19 protein-coding genes are annotated in these 18,186 nt (G+C 52.2%); 10 read left to right on the forward strand and 9 right to left on the reverse strand.

Annotated features, from left to right (window positions below):
- Positions 1–7: 7 nt before the first annotated feature.
- The 4 genes from NAZ64_RS04550 to hycA form a co-directional block, all read right to left on the reverse strand.
- Positions 8–931 (reverse strand): respiratory chain complex I subunit 1 family protein, encoded by a 924-nt coding sequence (locus NAZ64_RS04550; protein ID WP_220569670.1) that lies wholly within the window; start codon positions 929–931, stop codon positions 8–10.
- 2 nt (positions 932–933) lie between these two features.
- The gene (gene hycC / locus NAZ64_RS04555) at positions 934–2,760 is read right to left on the reverse strand and encodes a formate hydrogenlyase subunit 3 (RefSeq protein WP_000097041.1); all 1,827 of its coding nucleotides are present in this window, start codon (positions 2,758–2,760) and stop codon (positions 934–936) included.
- Positions 2,760–3,368, reverse strand: a complete 609-nt coding sequence (gene hycB, locus NAZ64_RS04560) for a formate hydrogenlyase subunit HycB (RefSeq protein WP_001079163.1) — start codon at positions 3,366–3,368, stop codon at positions 2,760–2,762. The genes hycC and hycB overlap by 1 nt, the downstream gene beginning before the upstream one ends.
- A 145-nt stretch (positions 3,369–3,513) precedes the next feature.
- Positions 3,514–3,975: a formate hydrogenlyase regulator HycA gene (gene hycA / locus NAZ64_RS04565; protein ID WP_000158075.1), complete on the reverse strand. Its 462-nt coding sequence runs from the start codon at positions 3,973–3,975 to the stop codon at positions 3,514–3,516.
- 209 nt (positions 3,976–4,184) lie between these two features.
- Here hycA and hypA point away from each other — a divergent pair, with 209 nt between their 5' ends.
- The 6 genes from hypA (at position 4,185) to flhA (ending at position 10,170) form a co-directional block, all read left to right on the forward strand.
- Positions 4,185–4,541 carry a hydrogenase maturation nickel metallochaperone HypA gene (gene hypA, locus NAZ64_RS04570; RefSeq protein ID WP_000544461.1) on the forward strand — a complete coding sequence of 119 codons (357 nt, stop codon included), beginning with the start codon at positions 4,185–4,187 and terminating at the stop codon, positions 4,539–4,541.
- A 68-nt stretch (positions 4,542–4,609) separates the two neighbouring features.
- Positions 4,610–5,482 (forward strand): hydrogenase nickel incorporation protein HypB, encoded by an 873-nt coding sequence (gene hypB, locus NAZ64_RS04575; protein ID WP_000337646.1) that lies wholly within the window; start codon positions 4,610–4,612, stop codon positions 5,480–5,482.
- Positions 5,473–5,745 (forward strand): hydrogenase 3 maturation protein HypC, encoded by a 273-nt coding sequence (gene hypC / locus NAZ64_RS04580; protein WP_000334871.1) that lies wholly within the window; start codon positions 5,473–5,475, stop codon positions 5,743–5,745. Before hypB ends, hypC begins: the two co-directional genes overlap by 10 nt.
- Positions 5,745–6,866, forward strand: a complete 1,122-nt coding sequence (hypD, locus tag NAZ64_RS04585; RefSeq protein WP_001212962.1) for a hydrogenase formation protein HypD — start codon at positions 5,745–5,747, stop codon at positions 6,864–6,866. The genes hypC and hypD overlap by 1 nt, the downstream gene beginning before the upstream one ends.
- Entirely contained in the window at positions 6,863–7,873 is a 1,011-nt protein-coding gene (hypE, locus tag NAZ64_RS04590) for a hydrogenase expression/formation protein HypE (RefSeq protein WP_001059957.1), read from the forward strand. Before hypD ends, hypE begins: the two co-directional genes overlap by 4 nt.
- 218 nt (positions 7,874–8,091) lie before the next feature.
- The gene (gene flhA / locus NAZ64_RS04595; RefSeq protein ID WP_000122692.1) at positions 8,092–10,170 is read left to right on the forward strand and encodes a formate hydrogenlyase transcriptional activator FlhA; all 2,079 of its coding nucleotides are present in this window, start codon (positions 8,092–8,094) and stop codon (positions 10,168–10,170) included.
- Positions 10,171–10,231: 61 nt separating this feature from the next.
- Here the strand turns inward: flhA and NAZ64_RS04600 are convergent, their stop codons facing one another.
- A complete protein-coding gene (locus NAZ64_RS04600) occupies positions 10,232–10,576 on the reverse strand; it encodes a nitrous oxide-stimulated promoter family protein (RefSeq protein WP_001117938.1) in 345 nt (114 codons plus the stop codon).
- Positions 10,577–10,757: 181 nt separating this feature from the next.
- Here NAZ64_RS04600 and sitA point away from each other — a divergent pair, with 181 nt between their 5' ends.
- From sitA to sitD, 4 genes are read left to right on the forward strand one after another with little or no spacing between them, the layout of a single operon-like run.
- On the forward strand, positions 10,758–11,675 hold the full coding sequence (sitA, locus tag NAZ64_RS04605; protein WP_000182930.1) for an iron/manganese ABC transporter substrate-binding protein SitA: 918 nt from the start codon (positions 10,758–10,760) through the stop codon (positions 11,673–11,675).
- On the forward strand, positions 11,672–12,493 hold the full coding sequence (gene sitB, locus NAZ64_RS04610) for an iron/manganese ABC transporter ATP-binding protein SitB (RefSeq protein ID WP_080150094.1): 822 nt from the start codon (positions 11,672–11,674) through the stop codon (positions 12,491–12,493). Before sitA ends, sitB begins: the two co-directional genes overlap by 4 nt.
- The gene (gene sitC, locus NAZ64_RS04615) at positions 12,490–13,350 is read left to right on the forward strand and encodes an iron/manganese ABC transporter permease subunit SitC (protein ID WP_001104336.1); all 861 of its coding nucleotides are present in this window, start codon (positions 12,490–12,492) and stop codon (positions 13,348–13,350) included. Before sitB ends, sitC begins: the two co-directional genes overlap by 4 nt.
- Positions 13,341–14,189: an iron/manganese ABC transporter permease subunit SitD gene (gene sitD, locus NAZ64_RS04620; protein ID WP_000480208.1), complete on the forward strand. Its 849-nt coding sequence runs from the start codon at positions 13,341–13,343 to the stop codon at positions 14,187–14,189. The genes sitC and sitD overlap by 10 nt, the downstream gene beginning before the upstream one ends.
- A 98-nt stretch (positions 14,190–14,287) precedes the next feature.
- Here sitD and avrA read toward each other — a convergent pair whose 3' ends face one another.
- The 4 genes from avrA to NAZ64_RS04640 form a co-directional block, all read right to left on the reverse strand.
- The gene (gene avrA / locus NAZ64_RS04625; protein ID WP_077909652.1) at positions 14,288–15,196 is read right to left on the reverse strand and encodes a type III secretion system YopJ family effector AvrA; all 909 of its coding nucleotides are present in this window, start codon (positions 15,194–15,196) and stop codon (positions 14,288–14,290) included.
- 160 nt (positions 15,197–15,356) lie between these two features.
- The gene (sprB, locus tag NAZ64_RS04630) at positions 15,357–16,112 is read right to left on the reverse strand and encodes a transcriptional regulator SprB (protein WP_131046493.1); all 756 of its coding nucleotides are present in this window, start codon (positions 16,110–16,112) and stop codon (positions 15,357–15,359) included.
- A gap of 384 nt (positions 16,113–16,496) precedes the next feature.
- Entirely contained in the window at positions 16,497–17,384 is an 888-nt protein-coding gene (hilC, locus tag NAZ64_RS04635) for an invasion transcriptional regulator HilC (RefSeq protein ID WP_000243998.1), read from the reverse strand.
- A gap of 335 nt (positions 17,385–17,719) precedes the next feature.
- Positions 17,720–18,172 (reverse strand): type III secretion system effector protein OrgC, encoded by a 453-nt coding sequence (locus NAZ64_RS04640; protein WP_000612177.1) that lies wholly within the window; start codon positions 18,170–18,172, stop codon positions 17,720–17,722.
- Positions 18,173–18,186: the final 14 nt, after the last annotated feature.

Consider the following 18,186-nt stretch of genomic DNA (forward strand, 5'->3'; position numbering starts at 1 on the left):
TCTTAAATCACGCCGCCAGCAAGGAGACGAAGGCTAAAAACGCAAACCCAAAACCGGCCCAGGTCACGCGTGAAGTGGCGCAAAAACGCAGTCGCGCCATGCTGTTTTCAAACAGGGCGATCACCAGTACGCCGACAATCAGCTTGACGATGGCAATCACCAGCGCCAGCAACAGTCCGCCTGAGCTGAAGGTTTCCATCTGTCCCCACGGCAGAAACACGCCGACGAACATTTGCAGCACCACCAGTTGCTTAAGGCTGATGCCCCATTTCAGCACCGCAAAGCCGCTACCGCTGTATTCGGTCAACGGCCCTTCCTGCAACTCCTGCTCCGCTTCCGCCAGGTCGAACGGCAGCTTGCCCATTTCGATAAAGGTGGCGAAGGCGCAGGCGCACAGCGCCAGAATCAGCGGAATACTGCGCGCGACAGGCCAGTGATAAATGGTGTCGGCGATATTGCTGATATGAGTTGAACCCGCCACCTGCGCGGCGACCCACAGACCCAGCAGCAGAATCGGCTCCACCAGCACGCCGAGCATCGCTTCACGGCTGGCGCCGATCGCGGTGAACGGACTGCCGGTATCCAGGCCTGCAATAGAGAAGAAGAAGCGCGCGATGGCGAACAGGTAAATCAGGGTGATTAAATCACCCAGTTGCGGCAACGGAGATCCAACGGTGACAACCGGCAGCGCGGTGGCGATAGTCAGCATCACGCCGACCATCACAAACGGCGTCAGGCGAAAAACCCAGCCAGAATCAGCGGGCGCAATACTCTGACGACCGAGCAGTTTGATAATGTCGCGGTACTCCTGCAACACGCCCGGCCCACGGCGATTGTGTAGACGGGCGCGCGCCACGCGAGTAATACCGGACAGCAATGGCGCAACGGCAAATAGCACCAGCGCCTGAATTAACGGATAAAACACACTCATTTTCAGGCTCCTCGTGAAACCACAATCACCACCAGCACCGCCAGCTCAATCAGCGCCAGACGACGGAACAGCACCGCGGCCGCCGCGTTCTGCCAGCCCGGCACCAGCGATACCGGGTTAAGCCATTTACGCAGTTTAAGTACCGGGGCAAAGGCCTCTTTCACCGGCATGGCAAAACCGTGCGCGGTAATCACCATCGACTGCTCATGATCGTAGCCGCACACCCAGGCCGCGCCGCGAGAACGCGACGGCAGACGGTTGCCTTTGAACATCGCCATAATGATGAACGGCAGTAGCGGACAGGCGACCAACAGCAGCGTGATCATCGGCTGCGATACGGTGGTGTGCGCGGTTTCCAGCGGCAACGGTACCGCAGTGGAAATCATCGGCAGCAGCCACGGCGCGGCAACCCCGCCCAGTACACAGCAAATCGCCAATGCCACCACGCTGACGCCCATCAGGATCGGCGCGCAGCTGGCATTTTCAGCTTCCTTCGTGCGCGGCGCGCCAAGGAACGTCACGCCGTAAACTTTCGCCATACACATCACCGCCAGCGCGCCGGTAATCGCCAGGCCAACCGCCAGCAGCGGTCCTAACAGACGACCAACAAACGCGCCGCTGTTGCCCAGTTTGAAGAAGGACTGGTAAATCACCCACTCGCCGGCAAAGCCGTTCAGCGGCGGCAACGCAGCCATCGCCATCAGACCGACCAGCATGGCGATAGAAATAACCGGCATCCGTTTACCAATACCGCCCAGTTTTTCGATATCGCGATGACCGGTACGGAACCAGATGCTGCCCGCGCCCAGAAACAGCACGCTTTTGAACAGGCTATGGTTCAGCAGGTGATAGAGCCCGCCGGTCAGACCCAGCGCGATCAGTACCGGCTGATTGAGAGCAATCCCGGTAACGCCTGCGCCCAGACCGAGCAAAATGATGCCGATATTTTCCAGCGTGTGATAGGCCAGCAGGCGCTGAATGTTATGCTCCATCAGCGCGTACAGACCACCGACAAAGGCGGTGATCATCCCAAGCACCAACAGCGCCACGCCCCACCACAGCGGCGCATTGCCGCCAAGCAGAGATAGCGTGAGAATGCCCAGCAGCCCGATTTTCATCACCACGGTCGAGAACAGCGCGGCGGCGGGAGCGCTGGCGTTGGCGTGCGCCTGCGGCACCCAACCGTGTAGCGGGATAATCCCGGCCAGCAGACCAAAACCGATAACGCCGAGCAGCCAGATATCGGAGCCCAGCGGCAGTTGCTGAGCGCGTTGATCAAGCAGCCCCAGATCCAGCGTGCCGTAGCGCTGCCACACCAGCCAGCAGGCGATTGCCAGCAGCAGCGTACCGAGACGGCCCAGCGCAAACCACAGTTTGCCCTCTTTGCTACCGCCGGTGAGGAACACGGCGCAGAGCGCCATGATTTCCGCCATCACCACCATCGTCCCCAGGTTACTGGCGACCACGGCGCAGACGGCTGCCGCCATCAGCAGGTTGATCAACAGTCCGTTGGCTTTTACCTGTGGATGGCGATGCCAGTCGATATTGAACAGGCTGACGAACAGGCCGCACAGCCCGAGCGTAATCAGCCAGATAGCATTCAGCGGCGTAATTTGCAGCATGTGACCGGTAAACGGCATCACGCCGCTCACCGTAACGGCGCTGGTCAGCGCGGTGAACCCCGCGCCTGCCGTACACAGGCTGCCGACCGCGCCGCCGATACCGGCAATCCAGCCGCTCAGCGCTTTATGAAACGAAAACAGAAACGCCAGAACGGCGGCGGCGGCAAACCACGCGACGCCGCTAGTAATCAGTGAAAGTGAACTCATTATGCATCCCCACTCTGAGCCTGCTGAAACAAGGTGAGATCGCCAAAATCGGTATTAAATGTCAGCTCACGTTTACGTTTGCTGGCGCGGGCGATATCCGTGTTATCCACCAGGTGTAGCGCTTTAGTCGGGCACATCCGCACACAGGCCGGGCCTTGCTCGTCAAAGCTGCACAGGTCGCATTTCACCGCGATAGCGCGTACGCCCGGCACCCAGTCGAGCAACGTACTGACGCGCGCAGGCGCTGGCGGCGCGGGCGGCGCTTTCGGCGTATTGGCGTTCGCCGGAATATGCAGCGGACGGCTGCCGGAAAACTCAATAGCGCCAAACGGACAGGCAATACCGCACAGTTTGCAGCTCACGCACAGGCTTTCATTAAGCTGGACAGCGCCGTCAACGCGATTAATCGCGTTAACCGGGCATACCGTGGCGCATGGCGCATCTTCACAGTGGTGACAAAGCTGCGGCGCAGATTCTTTTTCATTCAGCATCACTTTCAGGCGCGGCATTGACTGCAGGCCATGCTGGCGATGCGTCTCTGAACAGGCGGCCTCACAGGTGTGGCAGCCGATACAGAGAGTGGAGTCAGCAATTACAAAACGATTCACCAGGCATTCCTCAGGTGATTGTCATTTTTGACGAAAACATGCCGTTGAAATGTCATTTTCGACACTTATCGACACGCCCATCCCCAAAACATTCATGACATGGCGCAACGCCATATCGAGAATCAAAGCGGGCAACACCTCAGGCTTATACCGCCGGGCTGTTTCCCTTTACCAATTGACGCAAATTAACCGGCGAGTTGGTTTCTACAGCGGTATAGAGGCTGTCGTAAACGCTGGCGATTTTTTCCAGATAGTGCTCCAGCACCTGCTCGCGATCGCGGTTGTTAACCCGTTCATCAACCTTGCCATCGATATCGAGCTGCGCCTGTGCAATCAATTGCTTATCTTCGCCATCTTTGGTTTCAACGTAGTACTCAATGGTGTGGCTGTTAAAACCATCCGCCAACGCGACGTAAATACGAAAGTGCTCAAACAGGACAAAGCAAAGATCCCTTTCCGGCGCGCAGCTCATTGCGTGATGCAGGCGCGCTTTCGAGAGGGTGATCCCCTGAACCAGCGAGTTGCAGTAAATATGCCACTGGTCCTGTAGGCGACGATGCCGCTGCGCGATGTAATCGGCCTTTTCGCTTATTTCCCAAATAGTCATGTCAGGTTACCCATTTAACAGAGATGCCTGCGTTAAGCATTTTCCATGCCAATTTTTAACTTGTTGTTTTTAATGGCAGACGAGCGCAGTTACTGCCGTTTCGACGCGGTGACGACATGTCATTTCGTCATCGTCGACATTAACCTGCCAGGGGATAAAAATATTGGCATAAATATTGCTTTACAGGGGCAACCACTACGGGAGGCGATATGCACGAAATCACCCTCTGCCAACGGGCACTGGAATTGATTGAACAACAGGCTTCAGCATACGGTGCAAAACGTGTGACAGCCGTCTGGATCAAAATTGGCGCATTTTCTTGCGTGGAAACCAGCGCTCTTTCCTTTTGTTTTGATCTGGTATGCCGCGGCACGATAGCAGAAGGTTGTAAACTGCACCTCGAAGAACAGGAAGCCGAATGCTGGTGTGAGCATTGTCAACAATATGTCACGTTGTTAACCCACCGTGTACGTCGTTGTCCGCAATGTCATAGCGATACGCTGCGAATTGTGGCCGATGACGGCTTACAAATTCGGCGCATAGAGATTGATGAAACTGAAGATTAATGCCGGATAGACGCTCGCGTCGCCATCCGGCAGAAAGCCTGTAACAAGAAAAAGATCAGGAGTAAGCGATGTGTACGACTTGCGGTTGCGCTGAAGGCAACCTTTATATAGAAGGCGATGAACATAATCCGCACTCAGCGTTTCGTAGCGCGCCCTTTGCCCCAGCGGCTCGCCCGGCGCTGAATATTACCGGCATTAAAACGCCTGACTTTACCCCAAGTCAGACCGCAGAAGGCGATCTGCATTACGGCCACGGCGAAGCCGGAACTCACGCGCCTGGTATGAGTCAGCGGCGGATGCTGGAGGTTGAAATCGACGTGCTGGACAAAAATAATCGTCTGGCTGAGCGCAACCGCGCCCGTTTCGCCGCCCGCCAGCAACTGGTGCTCAACCTGGTGTCCAGCCCCGGGTCAGGTAAAACCACCCTGCTGACTGAAACGCTAATGAAATTGAAAGACCGTGTACCGTGCGCGGTGATTGAAGGCGACCAGCAGACAGTGAACGACGCCGCCCGCATCCGCGCTACCGGCACGCCCGCCATTCAGGTCAACACCGGTAAAGGCTGCCATCTTGACGCGCAAATGATCGCCGACGCCGCGCCGCGCCTGCCGCTGGATGACCACGGTATTCTGTTTATCGAAAACGTCGGTAATCTTGTCTGCCCGGCCAGCTTCGATCTGGGCGAAAAGCATAAAGTCGCAGTGCTTTCCGTGACCGAAGGTGAAGATAAGCCGCTGAAATATCCCCATATGTTTGCCGCTGCGTCGCTCATGCTGCTCAATAAAGTCGATCTGCTGCCCTACCTCAATTTTGACGTTGAGAAGTGCATCGCCAGCGCGCGTGAAGTGAACCCGGAGATTGAAATTATCCTGATTTCCGCCACCAGCGGCGAAGGCATGGATCAGTGGCTGGCCTGGCTGGAGGCGCAGCGATGTGCATAGGCGTGCCGGGTCAAATCCGCGCCATTGACGGCAATCAGGCAAAAGTTGACGTCTGCGGCATTCAGCGCGACGTCGATCTCACATTAGTCGGCAGTTGTGATGAAAACGGTCAGCCGCGTCTGGGTCAGTGGGTGCTGGTTCATGTCGGATTCGCCATGAGCGTCATTAACGAAGCGGAAGCGCGCGACACGCTCGACGCGCTACAAAATATGTTTGATGTTGAGCCGGACGTCGGCGCACTGCTGTATGGTGAGGAGAGATAATGCGTTTTGTTGACGAGTACCGTGCGCCGGAACAGGTGATGCAGCTCATTGAACACCTGCGTGAACGCGCCGCCCTTCTTCCTTACACTGCCGAACGTCCGTTGCGCATTATGGAAGTCTGCGGGGGTCATACCCACGCGATTTTTAAATTTGGTCTCGATCAGTTACTGCCCGAAAACGTGGAGTTTATTCACGGCCCCGGTTGTCCGGTCTGCGTGCTGCCGATGGGACGTATCGACAGTTGCGTGGAAATCGCCAGTCATCCGGAGGTGATTTTCTGCACCTTTGGCGATGCCATGCGCGTGCCGGGGAAACAGGGTTCTCTGTTGCAGGCTAAAGCGCGCGGCGCGGATGTGCGTATTGTTTATTCTCCGATGGACGCGCTGAAGCTGGCGCAGGATAACCCGACCCGCAAAGTGGTATTTTTCGGGCTGGGCTTTGAAACCACCATGCCGACCACCGCCATCACGCTACAGCAGGCAAAACAGCGTGACGTGCGAAACTTCTACTTTTTCTGCCAGCACATTACGCTGATCCCGACGCTGCGTAGCTTACTGGAGCAGCCGGACAACGGCATTGACGCCTTTCTTGCGCCAGGCCACGTCAGCATGGTCATCGGCACCGAGGCGTACCAGTTTATCGCCGCCGATTTTAATCGCCCGCTGGTGGTGGCTGGATTCGAACCGCTTGATCTACTGCAAGGCGTGGTCATGCTGGTTGAGCAGAAAATAGCGGCCCTAAGCCAGGTTGAAAACCAATACCGTCGCGTGGTGCCGGATGCCGGAAACATGCTGGCGCAGCAGGCCATCGCCGATGTGTTCTGCGTTAATGGCGATAGCGAGTGGCGCGGTCTGGGCGTGATTGAATCCTCCGGCGTCCACCTGACGCCAGAGTATCAGCGCTTTGACGCCGAAGCGCATTTCCGCCCAGCGCCGCAGCAGGTCTATGACGATCCGCGCGCCCGCTGCGGCGAAGTGCTGACCGGCAGATGCAAGCCGCATCAGTGCCCGCTATTTGGTAAAACATGTAATCCAGAGACCGCGTTCGGCGCGCTGATGGTCTCTTCCGAAGGCGCATGCGCCGCCTGGTATCAGTATCGTCAGCAGGAGTGTGAAGTTTGAACAATATACAACTCGCCCACGGCAGCGGCGGCCAGGCTATGCAACAGTTGATTAATAGCCTGTTTATGGAGGCCTTTGCCAACCCGTGGCTGGCGGAACAAGAAGATCAGGCGCGTCTGGAGCTGGCGCAGCTGACGGCGGAGGGCGACCGTCTGGCGTTTTCTACCGATAGCTATGTGATCGATCCGCTCTTTTTCCCCGGCGGCAATATCGGCAAACTGGCGATTTGCGGTACGGCGAACGACGTTGCGGTGAGCGGCGCGATCCCCCGCTATCTCTCCTGCGGCTTTATCCTTGAAGAAGGACTGCCGATGGAGACGTTAAAAAGCGTGGTCAATAGCATGGCGGCGACCGCGCGGGAAGCGGGTATCGCCATTGTAACCGGCGACACCAAAGTTGTGCAGCGCGGCGCGGCGGATAAATTGTTTATCAACACTGCCGGCATGGGGGCGATTCCCGCCGATATTCACTGGGGCGCGCAAACGCTGAACGTTGGCGATGTGCTGTTAGTCAGCGGTACGCTTGGCGATCACGGCGCCACTATCCTCAACCTGCGTGAGCAACTGGGACTGGATGGCGAGCTGGCGAGCGACTGCGCAGTATTAACGCCGCTTATTCAGACGCTGCGTCATATTGACGGAGTGAAGGCATTGCGTGACGCCACGCGCGGCGGCGTGAATGCGGTCGCCCATGAGTTTGCGGCGTCCTGCGGTTACGGTATTGAATTGTCCGAATCCGCACTGCCGCTCAAACCTGCCGTGCGCGGCGTCTGCGAGCTGTTGGGGCTGGATGCCCTGAACTTTGCCAACGAAGGAAAACTGGTGATTGCCGTTGAACGGCAGGCCGCAGATCGGGCGTTGGCGGCATTACGCGCGCATCCGCTGGGACGTGATGCGGCGCTGATTGGCGAAGTCGTGGAACGCAAAGGCGTTCGCTTAGCCGGACTCTATGGCGTGAAGCGAACCCTTGATTTGCCACACGCCGAACCATTACCTCGTATATGCTAGCAGCCTGTTGGCAGCATACTGTAGGCCGGATAAGACGCATTTGCGTCGACATCCGGCATTAACGCTGCATGAACGCCTGATGGCGCTTTGCTTATCAGGCCTACGGAGTGTGTGACCAGCGAGTTTGCGGTCAGCCATCCGGCAATAACTTACGACTTATACCTATAATTCATTTACCGTTTTCGCACCGTTTTGCGGTATTTTCCTGGAAAAGCAACATGTCGTATACACCCATGAGCGATCTTGGACAGCAAGGCTTGTTCGATATCACTCGTACCTTATTGCAGCAGCCCGATTTGGCGTCGCTCAGTGAAGCGCTTTCGCAACTGGTAAAGCGTTCAGCGCTCGCCGACAGCGCCGGCATTGTGCTATGGCAGGCGCAGTCGCAACGCGCACAATATTATGCGACGCGAGAAAATGGCCGTCCTGTTGAATATGAAGATGAAACCGTACTGGCGCACGGCCCGGTACGTCGTATCCTTTCTCGCCCCGATGCATTGCACTGTAATTTCCATGAGTTTACCGAAACCTGGCCGCAGCTTGCCGCGAGCGGCCTCTACCCTGAATTTGGTCATTATTGTCTGCTTCCTTTAGCCGCGGAGGGCCGTATTTTCGGCGGCTGCGAATTCATCCGTCAGGAAGATCGCCCCTGGAGTGAAAAGGAATATGACCGCCTGCATACGTTTACCCAAATTGTCGGCGTGGTCGCCGAGCAAATTCAAAACCGGGTAAACAATAACGTCGATTATGATCTGTTGTGCCGCGAACGCGATAACTTCCGTATTCTGGTTGCAATCACCAACGCCGTCCTGTCGCGTCTGGATATTGATGAACTGGTAAGCGAAGTCGCAAAAGAGATCCACCACTATTTCAATATCGACGCGATCAGCATCGTGTTGCGCAGCCATCGCAAAAATAAGCTGAATATCTACTCCACCCACTACCTTGATGAGCATCATCCGGCGCACGAACAGAGCGAAGTCGACGAAGCCGGCACGCTCACGGAGCGCGTCTTTAAAAGTAAAGAGATGCTGCTTATCAACCTCAACGAACGCGATCCGCTTGCCCCCTACGAACGCATGCTGTTCGATACCTGGGGCAATCAGATCCAGACGCTTTGCCTGCTGCCGTTGATGTCCGGCAAGACGATGCTTGGCGTGCTCAAACTGGCCCAGTGCGAAGAAAAAGTGTTTACCACCGCCAACCTCAAGCTGCTGCGTCAGATTGCCGAACGGGTAGCCATTGCCGTGGATAATGCGCTGGCCTATCAGGAAATCCACCGTCTGAAGGAACGCCTGGTCGACGAAAACCTGGCGCTCACGGAGCAGCTTAATAACGTCGACAGCGAGTTTGGCGAGATCATCGGGCGCAGCGAAGCGATGTACAACGTGCTAAAGCAGGTTGAGATGGTGGCGCAGAGCGACAGTACCGTGCTAATTCTGGGCGAAACGGGAACCGGTAAAGAGTTGATTGCCCGCGCCATTCACAACCTGAGCGGACGTAGCGGGCGCAGGATGGTAAAGATGAACTGCGCCGCGATGCCGGCGGGGCTGCTGGAAAGCGATTTGTTTGGTCATGAGCGCGGCGCGTTTACCGGCGCCAGCGCGCAGCGGATTGGCCGTTTCGAGCTGGCGGATAAAAGCTCGCTGTTTCTGGATGAAGTGGGCGACATGCCGCTGGAGCTACAGCCTAAGCTGCTGCGTGTCCTTCAGGAGCAAGAGTTTGAACGTCTCGGCAGCAATAAACTGATCCAGACCGACGTGCGGCTGATCGCCGCGACTAACCGCGATCTGAAAAAAATGGTCGCCGATCGCGAATTCCGTAACGATCTCTACTATCGGCTGAATGTTTTTCCGATCCAGCTTCCTCCGTTACGCGAACGTCCGGAAGATATACCACTACTGGTCAAAGCGTTCACCTTCAAAATCGCCCGCCGAATGGGGCGTAATATCGACAGCATTCCCGCCGAAACGCTGCGCACGCTCAGCAGCATGGAATGGCCGGGGAACGTTCGCGAGCTGGAGAATGTCGTCGAGCGCGCCGTGCTGCTGACGCGCGGCAATGTGCTACAACTGTCGCTGCCGGATATTACCGCCGTAACGCCCGATACCTCGCCTGTTGCGACTGAAAGCGCCAAAGAAGGCGAAGATGAATATCAGCTTATTATACGCGTGCTGAAAGAGACCAATGGCGTAGTGGCTGGACCAAAAGGCGCGGCGCAGCGTCTGGGGCTTAAACGAACCACCCTGCTGTCGCGTATGAAGCGATTGGGTATTGATAAAGACGCGTTAGCGTAACGGGTTGCCGGATCTGATCCGGCCTGGAGATGATGCGCGTCGTAGGCCTGGCGCTTCCCCTTCACTTCTTGCGCTGATATTTTTCCGGCAATTCCGGAACGGGGCGCTTATCGTCGATAAGGTGCCGCACGGTCAGGACAGGGTGTCGCCAAAGCATTCGCGGACCTGCCCAACGCATAATCTGCTTCATCTCCTCGCGTTTAGCCGGCTGATAGCAGTGCACCGGGCACTGCTTACAGGCGGGTTTTTCCTCGCCAAATACGCACTTATCAAGACGTTTTTGCGCGTAGGCGAACAGCGCGTCGTAATGCCCCTGCACCGCTGACGCCTGTGGGCACTGGCTTTCATACAGCGCGATCATTTTTTTGATCGTCAGTTTTTCACGAGCGATACGTTTACCAGGCATCGTGCTCTCTCCGAATATTAAGTTGTATTTATTTTACACCTTATCCCTCTTTAGCACTATCACTGCATATCGTCGCCATTACGCAAATAAGAATTATTTTCATTTATTCATACCTTGTGCTATATAACATAGCAAATGCTATATTCGATGATTAATTAACCACATTGTTGCGAGGGATACTATGACGAATCTACATCGTCTGAAAACACTCCTGATTGCCGGTATTGTCGCGATACTCGCGCTATCGCCAGCCTATGCAAAAGAGAAATTTAAAGTCATCACCACGTTTACCGTTATTGCCGACATGGCGAAAAACGTGGCGGGCGACGCAGCGGAAGTCAGCTCAATTACCAAGCCCGGCGCTGAAATCCATGAGTATCAGCCAACGCCCGGCGATATTAAACGAGCGCAGGGGGCACAGCTTATCCTCGCGAATGGTCTGAACCTGGAGCGATGGTTCGCCCGCTTTTATCAGCACCTTTCCGGCGTACCGGAAGTCGTCGTCTCCACCGGCGTCAAACCGATGGGCATTACCGAAGGCCCGTATAACGGTAAACCGAACCCGCACGCCTGGATGTCGGCAGAAAACGCGCTGATTTATGTCGATAACATTCGCGACGCCCTGGTGAAGTACGATCCGGATAATGCGCAGATCTATAAGCAAAACGCCGAACGCTATAAAGCGAAAATTCGCCAGATGGCCGATCCGTTGCGTGCCGAGCTGGAAAAAATTCCCGCCGATCAGCGCTGGCTGGTCACCAGTGAAGGCGCGTTCTCTTACCTGGCGCGCGATAACGACATGAAAGAGCTTTATCTCTGGCCAATTAACGCCGATCAACAGGGGACGCCAAAACAGGTGCGTAAAGTGATTGATACCATTAAAAAGCACCATATTCCCGCCATCTTTAGCGAGAGTACGGTTTCCGATAAACCGGCCCGTCAGGTCGCGCGTGAATCCGGCGCGCATTATGGCGGCGTGCTGTATGTCGATTCTCTGAGCGCCGCTGACGGCCCTGTGCCAACCTATCTGGATCTGCTGCGCGTCACGACCGAAACCATCGTCAACGGCATTAACGACGGACTGAGGAGTCAACAATGAGTGAATCTGCGATTACCGTTGATCAAGTCACGGTGACGTATCGCAACGGTCATACCGCCCTACGGGACGCCACTTTTCAGGTGCCTGGCGGTTCAATCGCCGCGCTGGTAGGCGTAAATGGTTCCGGTAAGTCTACGTTATTTAAAGCGTTAATGGGCTTTGTGCATCTTGCGCAGGGCGATATCACTATCCTGCAACAGTCAGTCAACAAGGCGCTGAAAAAAAACCTCATTGCTTATGTTCCGCAATCGGAAGAAGTGGACTGGTCATTTCCGGTGCTGGTAGAAGATGTGGTGATGATGGGACGCTACGGCCATATGGGCTGGCTACGCCGCCCCACTGCGCATGATCACGCCTGTGTTGACGCCGCGCTGGCGCGGGTGGATATGCAGGAGTATCGTCACAGGCAGATTGGCGAGCTGTCCGGCGGGCAGAAAAAACGTGTGTTTCTTGCCAGGGCCATCGCTCAGGATGGACAGGTAATCCTGCTGGATGAACCTTTTACCGGCGTAGATGTAAAAACCGAAGCGCGAATCATCGATCTACTGCGGGAACTGCGCGATGAAGGCCGCACGATGCTGGTCTCAACGCATAATCTCGGCTCCGTCACCGAGTTTTGCGACTATACGGTAATGATTAAAGGAACCGTACTGGCCAGCGGCCCTACCGAAACCACGTTTACCGCCGCGAATCTGGAACAGGCGTTTAGCGGCGTTCTACGTCATATCGCGCTAAGCGGAGGTGAAGAGCACATCATCACCGATGACGAGCGCCCCTTTATTTCCCGGCGCGTGGCCAGCGGAGGAAAATCGTCATGAACTGGCTTGTTGAGCCGTTTGGCTACCAGTATATGCTCAACGCGATGTGGGTCTCCGCGATGGTGGGCGGTCTGTGCGCGTTTCTCTCCTGCTATTTGATGCTCAAAGGCTGGTCGCTCATTGGCGATGCGCTATCTCACTCTATTGTGCCTGGCGTCGCTGGCGCCTGGATGTTAGGGCTGCCCTTCTCGCTCGGCGCGTTTCTTTCCGGCGGACTGGCGGCAGGCAGTATGCTCTTTCTTAACCAACGCTCACGCCTGAAAGAAGACGCGATTATCGGGCTTATCTTCTCCTCTTTTTTTGGCGTCGGCCTTTTTATGGTGTCGCTCAATCCGATGTCGGTGAATATCCAGACGATTATTCTCGGCAACGTGCTGGCGATCGCGCCAGCGGATATTGCGCAACTGGCGATTATCGGCGCAGTCTCGCTGACGATTCTGCTGTTAAAGTGGAAAGATCTGATGGTCGTCTTTTTCGATGAGACCCATGCGCGTTCTATCGGGCTTAATCCGGGTCGACTAAAGCTGTTGTTTTTCACTCTATTGTCCGTCTCTACCGTAGCGGCCCTGCAAACCGTTGGGGCGTTCCTGGTGATCTGTCTCGTCGTCACGCCGGGCGCGACGGCCTGGTTACTCACCGACCGTTTTCCACGTCTGCTCATGATTGCCGTCGTGATTGGCAGCCTGACCAGTTTTCTGGGCGCATGGCTTAGCTACTGGCTGGATGGCGCCACTGGCGGAATTATTGTCGTCATGCAAACCTTACTGTTCATCACGGCCTTTATTTTCGCCCCGAAACACGGTCTGTTAGCTAACCGTCGACGCGCCCGCCTGCAGAAGGAGCCGACATGTTCTTAACAACGTTACTGGAACCCTTTCAGTTTGATTTTATGGTGAACGCCCTTATGGTTTCGGTCATTGTGGCGATTCCCTGCGCCTTGCTGTCCGTGTTTTTAGTGTTAAAAGGCTGGGCGTTAATGGGCGACGCAATGAGTCATGCGGTATTCCCCGGGGTCGTGCTGGCATATATTGTGGGGATCCCCCTGGCGATTGGCGCTTTCATTGCCGGATTATTTTGCGCTATCGCGACCGGCTATCTGGACGATAACAGCCGCATCAAACGTGATACGGTGATGGGCATCGTCTTTTCCGGGATGTTTGGCGCAGGTCTGGTGCTCTATGTTTCTATTCAATCGGAAGTGCATCTGGATCACATCCTGTTTGGGGATATGCTGGGCGTATCGCTGGGGGATATCGTACAAACGTCGGTTATTGCACTGGGTATTGCGTTAATCATAGGGCTGAAATGGAAAGATCTCCTGCTACACGCTTTTGACCCGCACCAGGCGAAAGCCAGCGGGCTGAATACCACGCTACTGCATTATGGCCTGCTATGTATGATTGCGCTGACTATCGTCGCCACGCTGAAATCGGTGGGCATTATTCTGTCGATCTCACTGCTTATCGCCCCCGGCGCAATTGCCATTTTGCTGACGCGACGCTTTGCGCGCGCGCTGGGATTAGCGGTGAGTCTGTCAGTTATTACCGCTTTTGCGGGCGTCTATCTGTCTTTTTATCTTGATAGCGCGCCAGCGCCGACCATCGTGGTATTATTTGCCATCGTGTTTATTGCGGCATTTATTTACGCAACATGGCGCGACAGGCGTAATGAAATCGTACCAGAGGCGCAAGGTTAACACTTTTTTGCCTGCTATTCAGGAAACATACGGTCATAATATAGAGTAGTTTTATGGCGCTGGAAGGATTTCCTCTGGCAGGTAACCTCATAATTTCATTACGGTTTAAGCAAAGACTTATATTCAGCTATCCTTTTTTTATGAGCGGATATAGAGAGTTTTTTATCGTTTAGCATAACGGCATTGTTATCGAATCGCTCATAAAGCGTTTCATTCTTTTTGTTTACTATACTGCTTCCCGCCGCCGGATTGGCCTGCACATATTCATTTAATCGTTGTACGCCTTGAGTATGTTTGTAAAAACTCACCGGCAGATAGCGGTCTGCTTTATCGGACGGGAGAAAAGGTTCTTCACCACACAGACGTTCACAAATATTATCTTCATGAATTTTTACTAAGTTCATAAATTCAAGCTGAAGTTTTTTGGCGAGCGCCAGGCTAAAAATACCGCATTCAGAAGAGCTTCGTTGAATGTCCAGCTCGACCATAGCAAAATAACAATCAGGCAGTTGTTCACGTTCAAGAGCTGCTTTGGTCCTCAACGCCAGTAAAGCAGGTCCAAAAGCGCTACACGCTGCTGGTTCGAACAAAATCACCGATGTCTTTCCGTCCATAACTCTAAAATCGACGACTGAAATATGGATACCTGAACTTCCCATATTTACGAGAAATCGGGCAGATTCAACGCCTTCCATTCTGGTCTCCTTTATAGAGGAAACAAGCTCATGGACTGACATAACAAATTTAAGATTTAACTCTGGATACTTCTTATTGGCCTGTGCAACAAGAAAAGGCATCATTTCGAGATCGGTTTCCTCGTAACTGATATGAATCCAGCTGCCATCTATAATTTCACTTTCCAGACGCTCAACAATACAGGTCAATGCTTCGGTGTTTAGCTCCCCGCTGACGTCAGGCTGAGGCGATAAACTCGCCCCCATATTACGAGCCGTAGGACTTAGCATACTTTTCCCTCCACATGATAGCTCCTGCACCGAAAATATCATCTTTAACTTTTCAGATTCAATATATTGCCCGCAAAAATATGCCTCAATGATTGAGCCAGGCAACCAATCACCTCCAGATGATTATATATAAGAATTACTACTCAAAAAATCTTTTTTATAATAAAAGCTCAACACATGGTCATAAATGATAAAAAATATTTTAATTCATTCCTACCGCAATCGGTAACGCGCAATTATCGTCAAGTACACCAGGGTTATGTGCAAAAGCAGTGCGCTGTAAATGCGCGTCTAGTTTCAGTCCCCGGAACAGCGATAGCGGTGAAGAGTCCATCCCCAAACGATACATAACCTTCTTACGATAAATACTGACGGTTTTTGTTCCCAGACCAAATTTTTTCGCCAGTTCAATTGCTGGATGTCCGGAGGATAATAATATCAGCAGCGCATATTTCGCCTGAGTGACGCCGGGAGGTAGATTCCACCAGGCGTATTGATTGATATTAAACAATACCTCTTCCGGCGTCTCGCCGACATTAAAAGCATACGTAGCAGCCACGGTTTTCTTTTGTGGCCTGTGGCAGAAACGCAGCCAGGCTTCCGGAAGACGGAGCTTCTCTCGATCCGAGCGGATAGCGCAGGATAGTTCGTCTTTTAAAACATAATCCATAACGCCAAAATATTGCAGCACACAGCGATCGATATAATACAAGCGATCTGCCACTACCAAAACTTTACGGTTCTGCAACCGCGCCTGCAACGCATGAAAAAGATAAACATGCTCATGCGGGTTCAAAGCTAAAATCAGCCCGGCGTCCGGCATATCGGATAGAGAATGCAAAAGTGCGGTTAATGAGTTACACGTTTTAACGCACTTTTCCGGATATTTTTGCTTAAAAATAGACTGAAGGGCATAACAATTAGTCCAGTTAATACCGTATATAATTACATTTCTCATTTATTTATCCTTTTTTGAAAACTGACTACAGCTTCGGTAATAATTTTTCTTCCTGGGCGACTACTGCGCAAGTAGATAACGCCTTCTTACTACAAAGGTAATAAGACCAGATACGTTATTACATGCGCAATGTCGTTACCGAAATGAATTCCTTTTACAAATCTGATAATGATTAAATTTGCTGTTTTACTTTACTGTAATCTCTTAGAGTACAACGATTGCCCGACGCCTGGTGGCCATGTATGTCTGACAATGAACGCTTTCGATTCCCTTTCATTAACTATATATCACTGGTGTAGCGATACTGAAATATACACTACGATTAAAAAAATATTTGGTATCTGTAACGCAAACAGATAGTAACGTTTAAAATAATTTCACAAATCAATGGTTCATCGTACGCATAAAGCTAAGCGGTGTAATCTTAAAATGCCGTTTAAAAATAGCGATAAAATAAGAAGGCGTATCATAGCCACACATCGTCGCGACTTGTGAAATATTTCCAGCCCCCATACGTAATAATTTTATAGCCTGATTCATACGAGCATCCAGGTATATTTTGCTAAAACTCACCTCTTCAGCGGCCAGTTTTCGCTTCAGACTTGATACGCTCATAAACAGCTTTCCTGCCACCTCAGCCTGTGACCATTTGCGGGTGAGATCGCTGATAATAATGTTATAAACTTTCTCTTTTGTCGTAATTTTTATTGCTCGCTCAAGGAAATCAAACCCACCGGGCTTACGTACAAATGCCGATATAAGATACATCAATGAGAAATATGAATAATCATGATCATCAATACTCACATTACTACAAACCCGTGGACATGCCACACCATGCAAAATAGAGTCAAAAGTATCACTCATCCCTGGCAACAAGTCCGCATGAAAAAAATACTTTGGTTTCGTTTTTAATGATAGCTCTCGATCATTGTAGTTTCTTGTACTGTAAAAAACTTTGTAGAATTTTTGCATTAAGTCATAGGAAACTTCCAGTGAAGAAAAATCAATATGCCCTTCTATTTCGCTCATACTAAGCGTGATTGTTTGATCTTTTTCCAATAAAAATAAACACGGCGCAGATTGTTCGATGAACTCCCCAAATTCGTTTTCAATTCGCAAACTGCCTTTATTAAGTTTAAACAATAAGCAGTTTGCGACATAATAGTCTCTTACGTCAGCTAATCCATTTATTAATGGAAATTTGTTCGGCTGTTGAAGGTGATTATTGCTAATGGCCTCAACTGATTTATTCATTGAAGGCAATACCATATTTTATCCTGTGTGCTATAAGGAACTCAAAATCGTTATATTCTTATAAACAAATAATTAAAACTCACAGTGATGATTTAAATCCGATTTTTTTATTATTATAGCCAATAATTACATTCCAACGCGCGTTCATTTTGTCACAAAAAGATACTCTTACAAACTTTATGCACAATTTTGTAATGGAAGCTTACAATATTAATATAATCCTTTCAGAATAAAACGCCTGGCAGAGACCTTAATAATCCATATACATCAATAAGATAGATACACTGGCATGGTGCATTACTTGCTGATATATACACCATACCTTATCACAAATCGCCAGCAATGGGGGTTCACCAGTCAATTGCCTCTTTGTTTTCCCCGCCCGATAAAATAATCTCCTGCATCCAGGAGGTCATTTGTGACTGTGCATTCATTGTACCAACTAATACCCCGTTTAAAGCCTCATATAAATGGGTGCCCGGTTCAACTTTTGCTAACATGTTTTGTAGCATAGCCGTTTGCTGCTCAAAAGAAACAAAAGCCGAATCACCACTTTTAGGATCTTTGAAGGCATTCATCTCTTGATAAATGCTATCTTTAAGCGTTTCAGAAGAGGCTGACTCAGGGAGCGCCAAAAGTCGTTGGTAGAATGCATCATAAAGATCAACGTCGCCGCCATTGCTTAAAGGCGCGCTATCCACATTATTCAGCATAGCGGCCCTGGCACTCAACGAAACCACACCCGTCGCTTCAGTGTCCGCTGTCGGGACCAAATAAGAAGTCGGAATCGTACCCGGTATCACCTTATAACCTCCAT

Source organism: Salmonella sp. A1325 (assembly GCF_056991255.1).

Bases quoted from the DNA above. Each gene is read 5' to 3' on its own strand.
- sitC (WP_001104336.1), top strand. From the start codon at position 12,490: ATGAACTGGCTTGTTGAGCCGTTTGGCTACCAGTATATGCTCAACGCG.
- avrA (WP_077909652.1), bottom strand. From the start codon at position 15,196: ATGATATTTTCGGTGCAGGAGCTATCATGTGGAGGGAAAAGTATGCTA.
- sitB (WP_080150094.1), top strand. From the start codon at position 11,672: ATGAGTGAATCTGCGATTACCGTTGATCAAGTCACGGTGACGTATCGC.
- sitD (WP_000480208.1), top strand. From the start codon at position 13,341: ATGTTCTTAACAACGTTACTGGAACCCTTTCAGTTTGATTTTATGGTG.
- NAZ64_RS04550 (WP_220569670.1), bottom strand. From the start codon at position 931: ATGAGTGTGTTTTATCCGTTAATTCAGGCGCTGGTGCTATTTGCCGTT.
- hypC (WP_000334871.1), top strand. From the start codon at position 5,473: ATGTGCATAGGCGTGCCGGGTCAAATCCGCGCCATTGACGGCAATCAG.
- flhA (WP_000122692.1), top strand. From the start codon at position 8,092: ATGTCGTATACACCCATGAGCGATCTTGGACAGCAAGGCTTGTTCGAT.
- hypD (WP_001212962.1), top strand. From the start codon at position 5,745: ATGCGTTTTGTTGACGAGTACCGTGCGCCGGAACAGGTGATGCAGCTC.
- hilC (WP_000243998.1), bottom strand. From the start codon at position 17,384: ATGGTATTGCCTTCAATGAATAAATCAGTTGAGGCCATTAGCAATAAT.
- hycA (WP_000158075.1), bottom strand. From the start codon at position 3,975: ATGACTATTTGGGAAATAAGCGAAAAGGCCGATTACATCGCGCAGCGG.
- hypB (WP_000337646.1), top strand. From the start codon at position 4,610: ATGTGTACGACTTGCGGTTGCGCTGAAGGCAACCTTTATATAGAAGGC.
- hycC (WP_000097041.1), bottom strand. From the start codon at position 2,760: ATGAGTTCACTTTCACTGATTACTAGCGGCGTCGCGTGGTTTGCCGCC.
- hypA (WP_000544461.1), top strand. From the start codon at position 4,185: ATGCACGAAATCACCCTCTGCCAACGGGCACTGGAATTGATTGAACAA.
- sprB (WP_131046493.1), bottom strand. From the start codon at position 16,112: ATGAGAAATGTAATTATATACGGTATTAACTGGACTAATTGTTATGCC.
- NAZ64_RS04600 (WP_001117938.1), bottom strand. From the start codon at position 10,576: ATGCCTGGTAAACGTATCGCTCGTGAAAAACTGACGATCAAAAAAATG.
- sitA (WP_000182930.1), top strand. From the start codon at position 10,758: ATGACGAATCTACATCGTCTGAAAACACTCCTGATTGCCGGTATTGTC.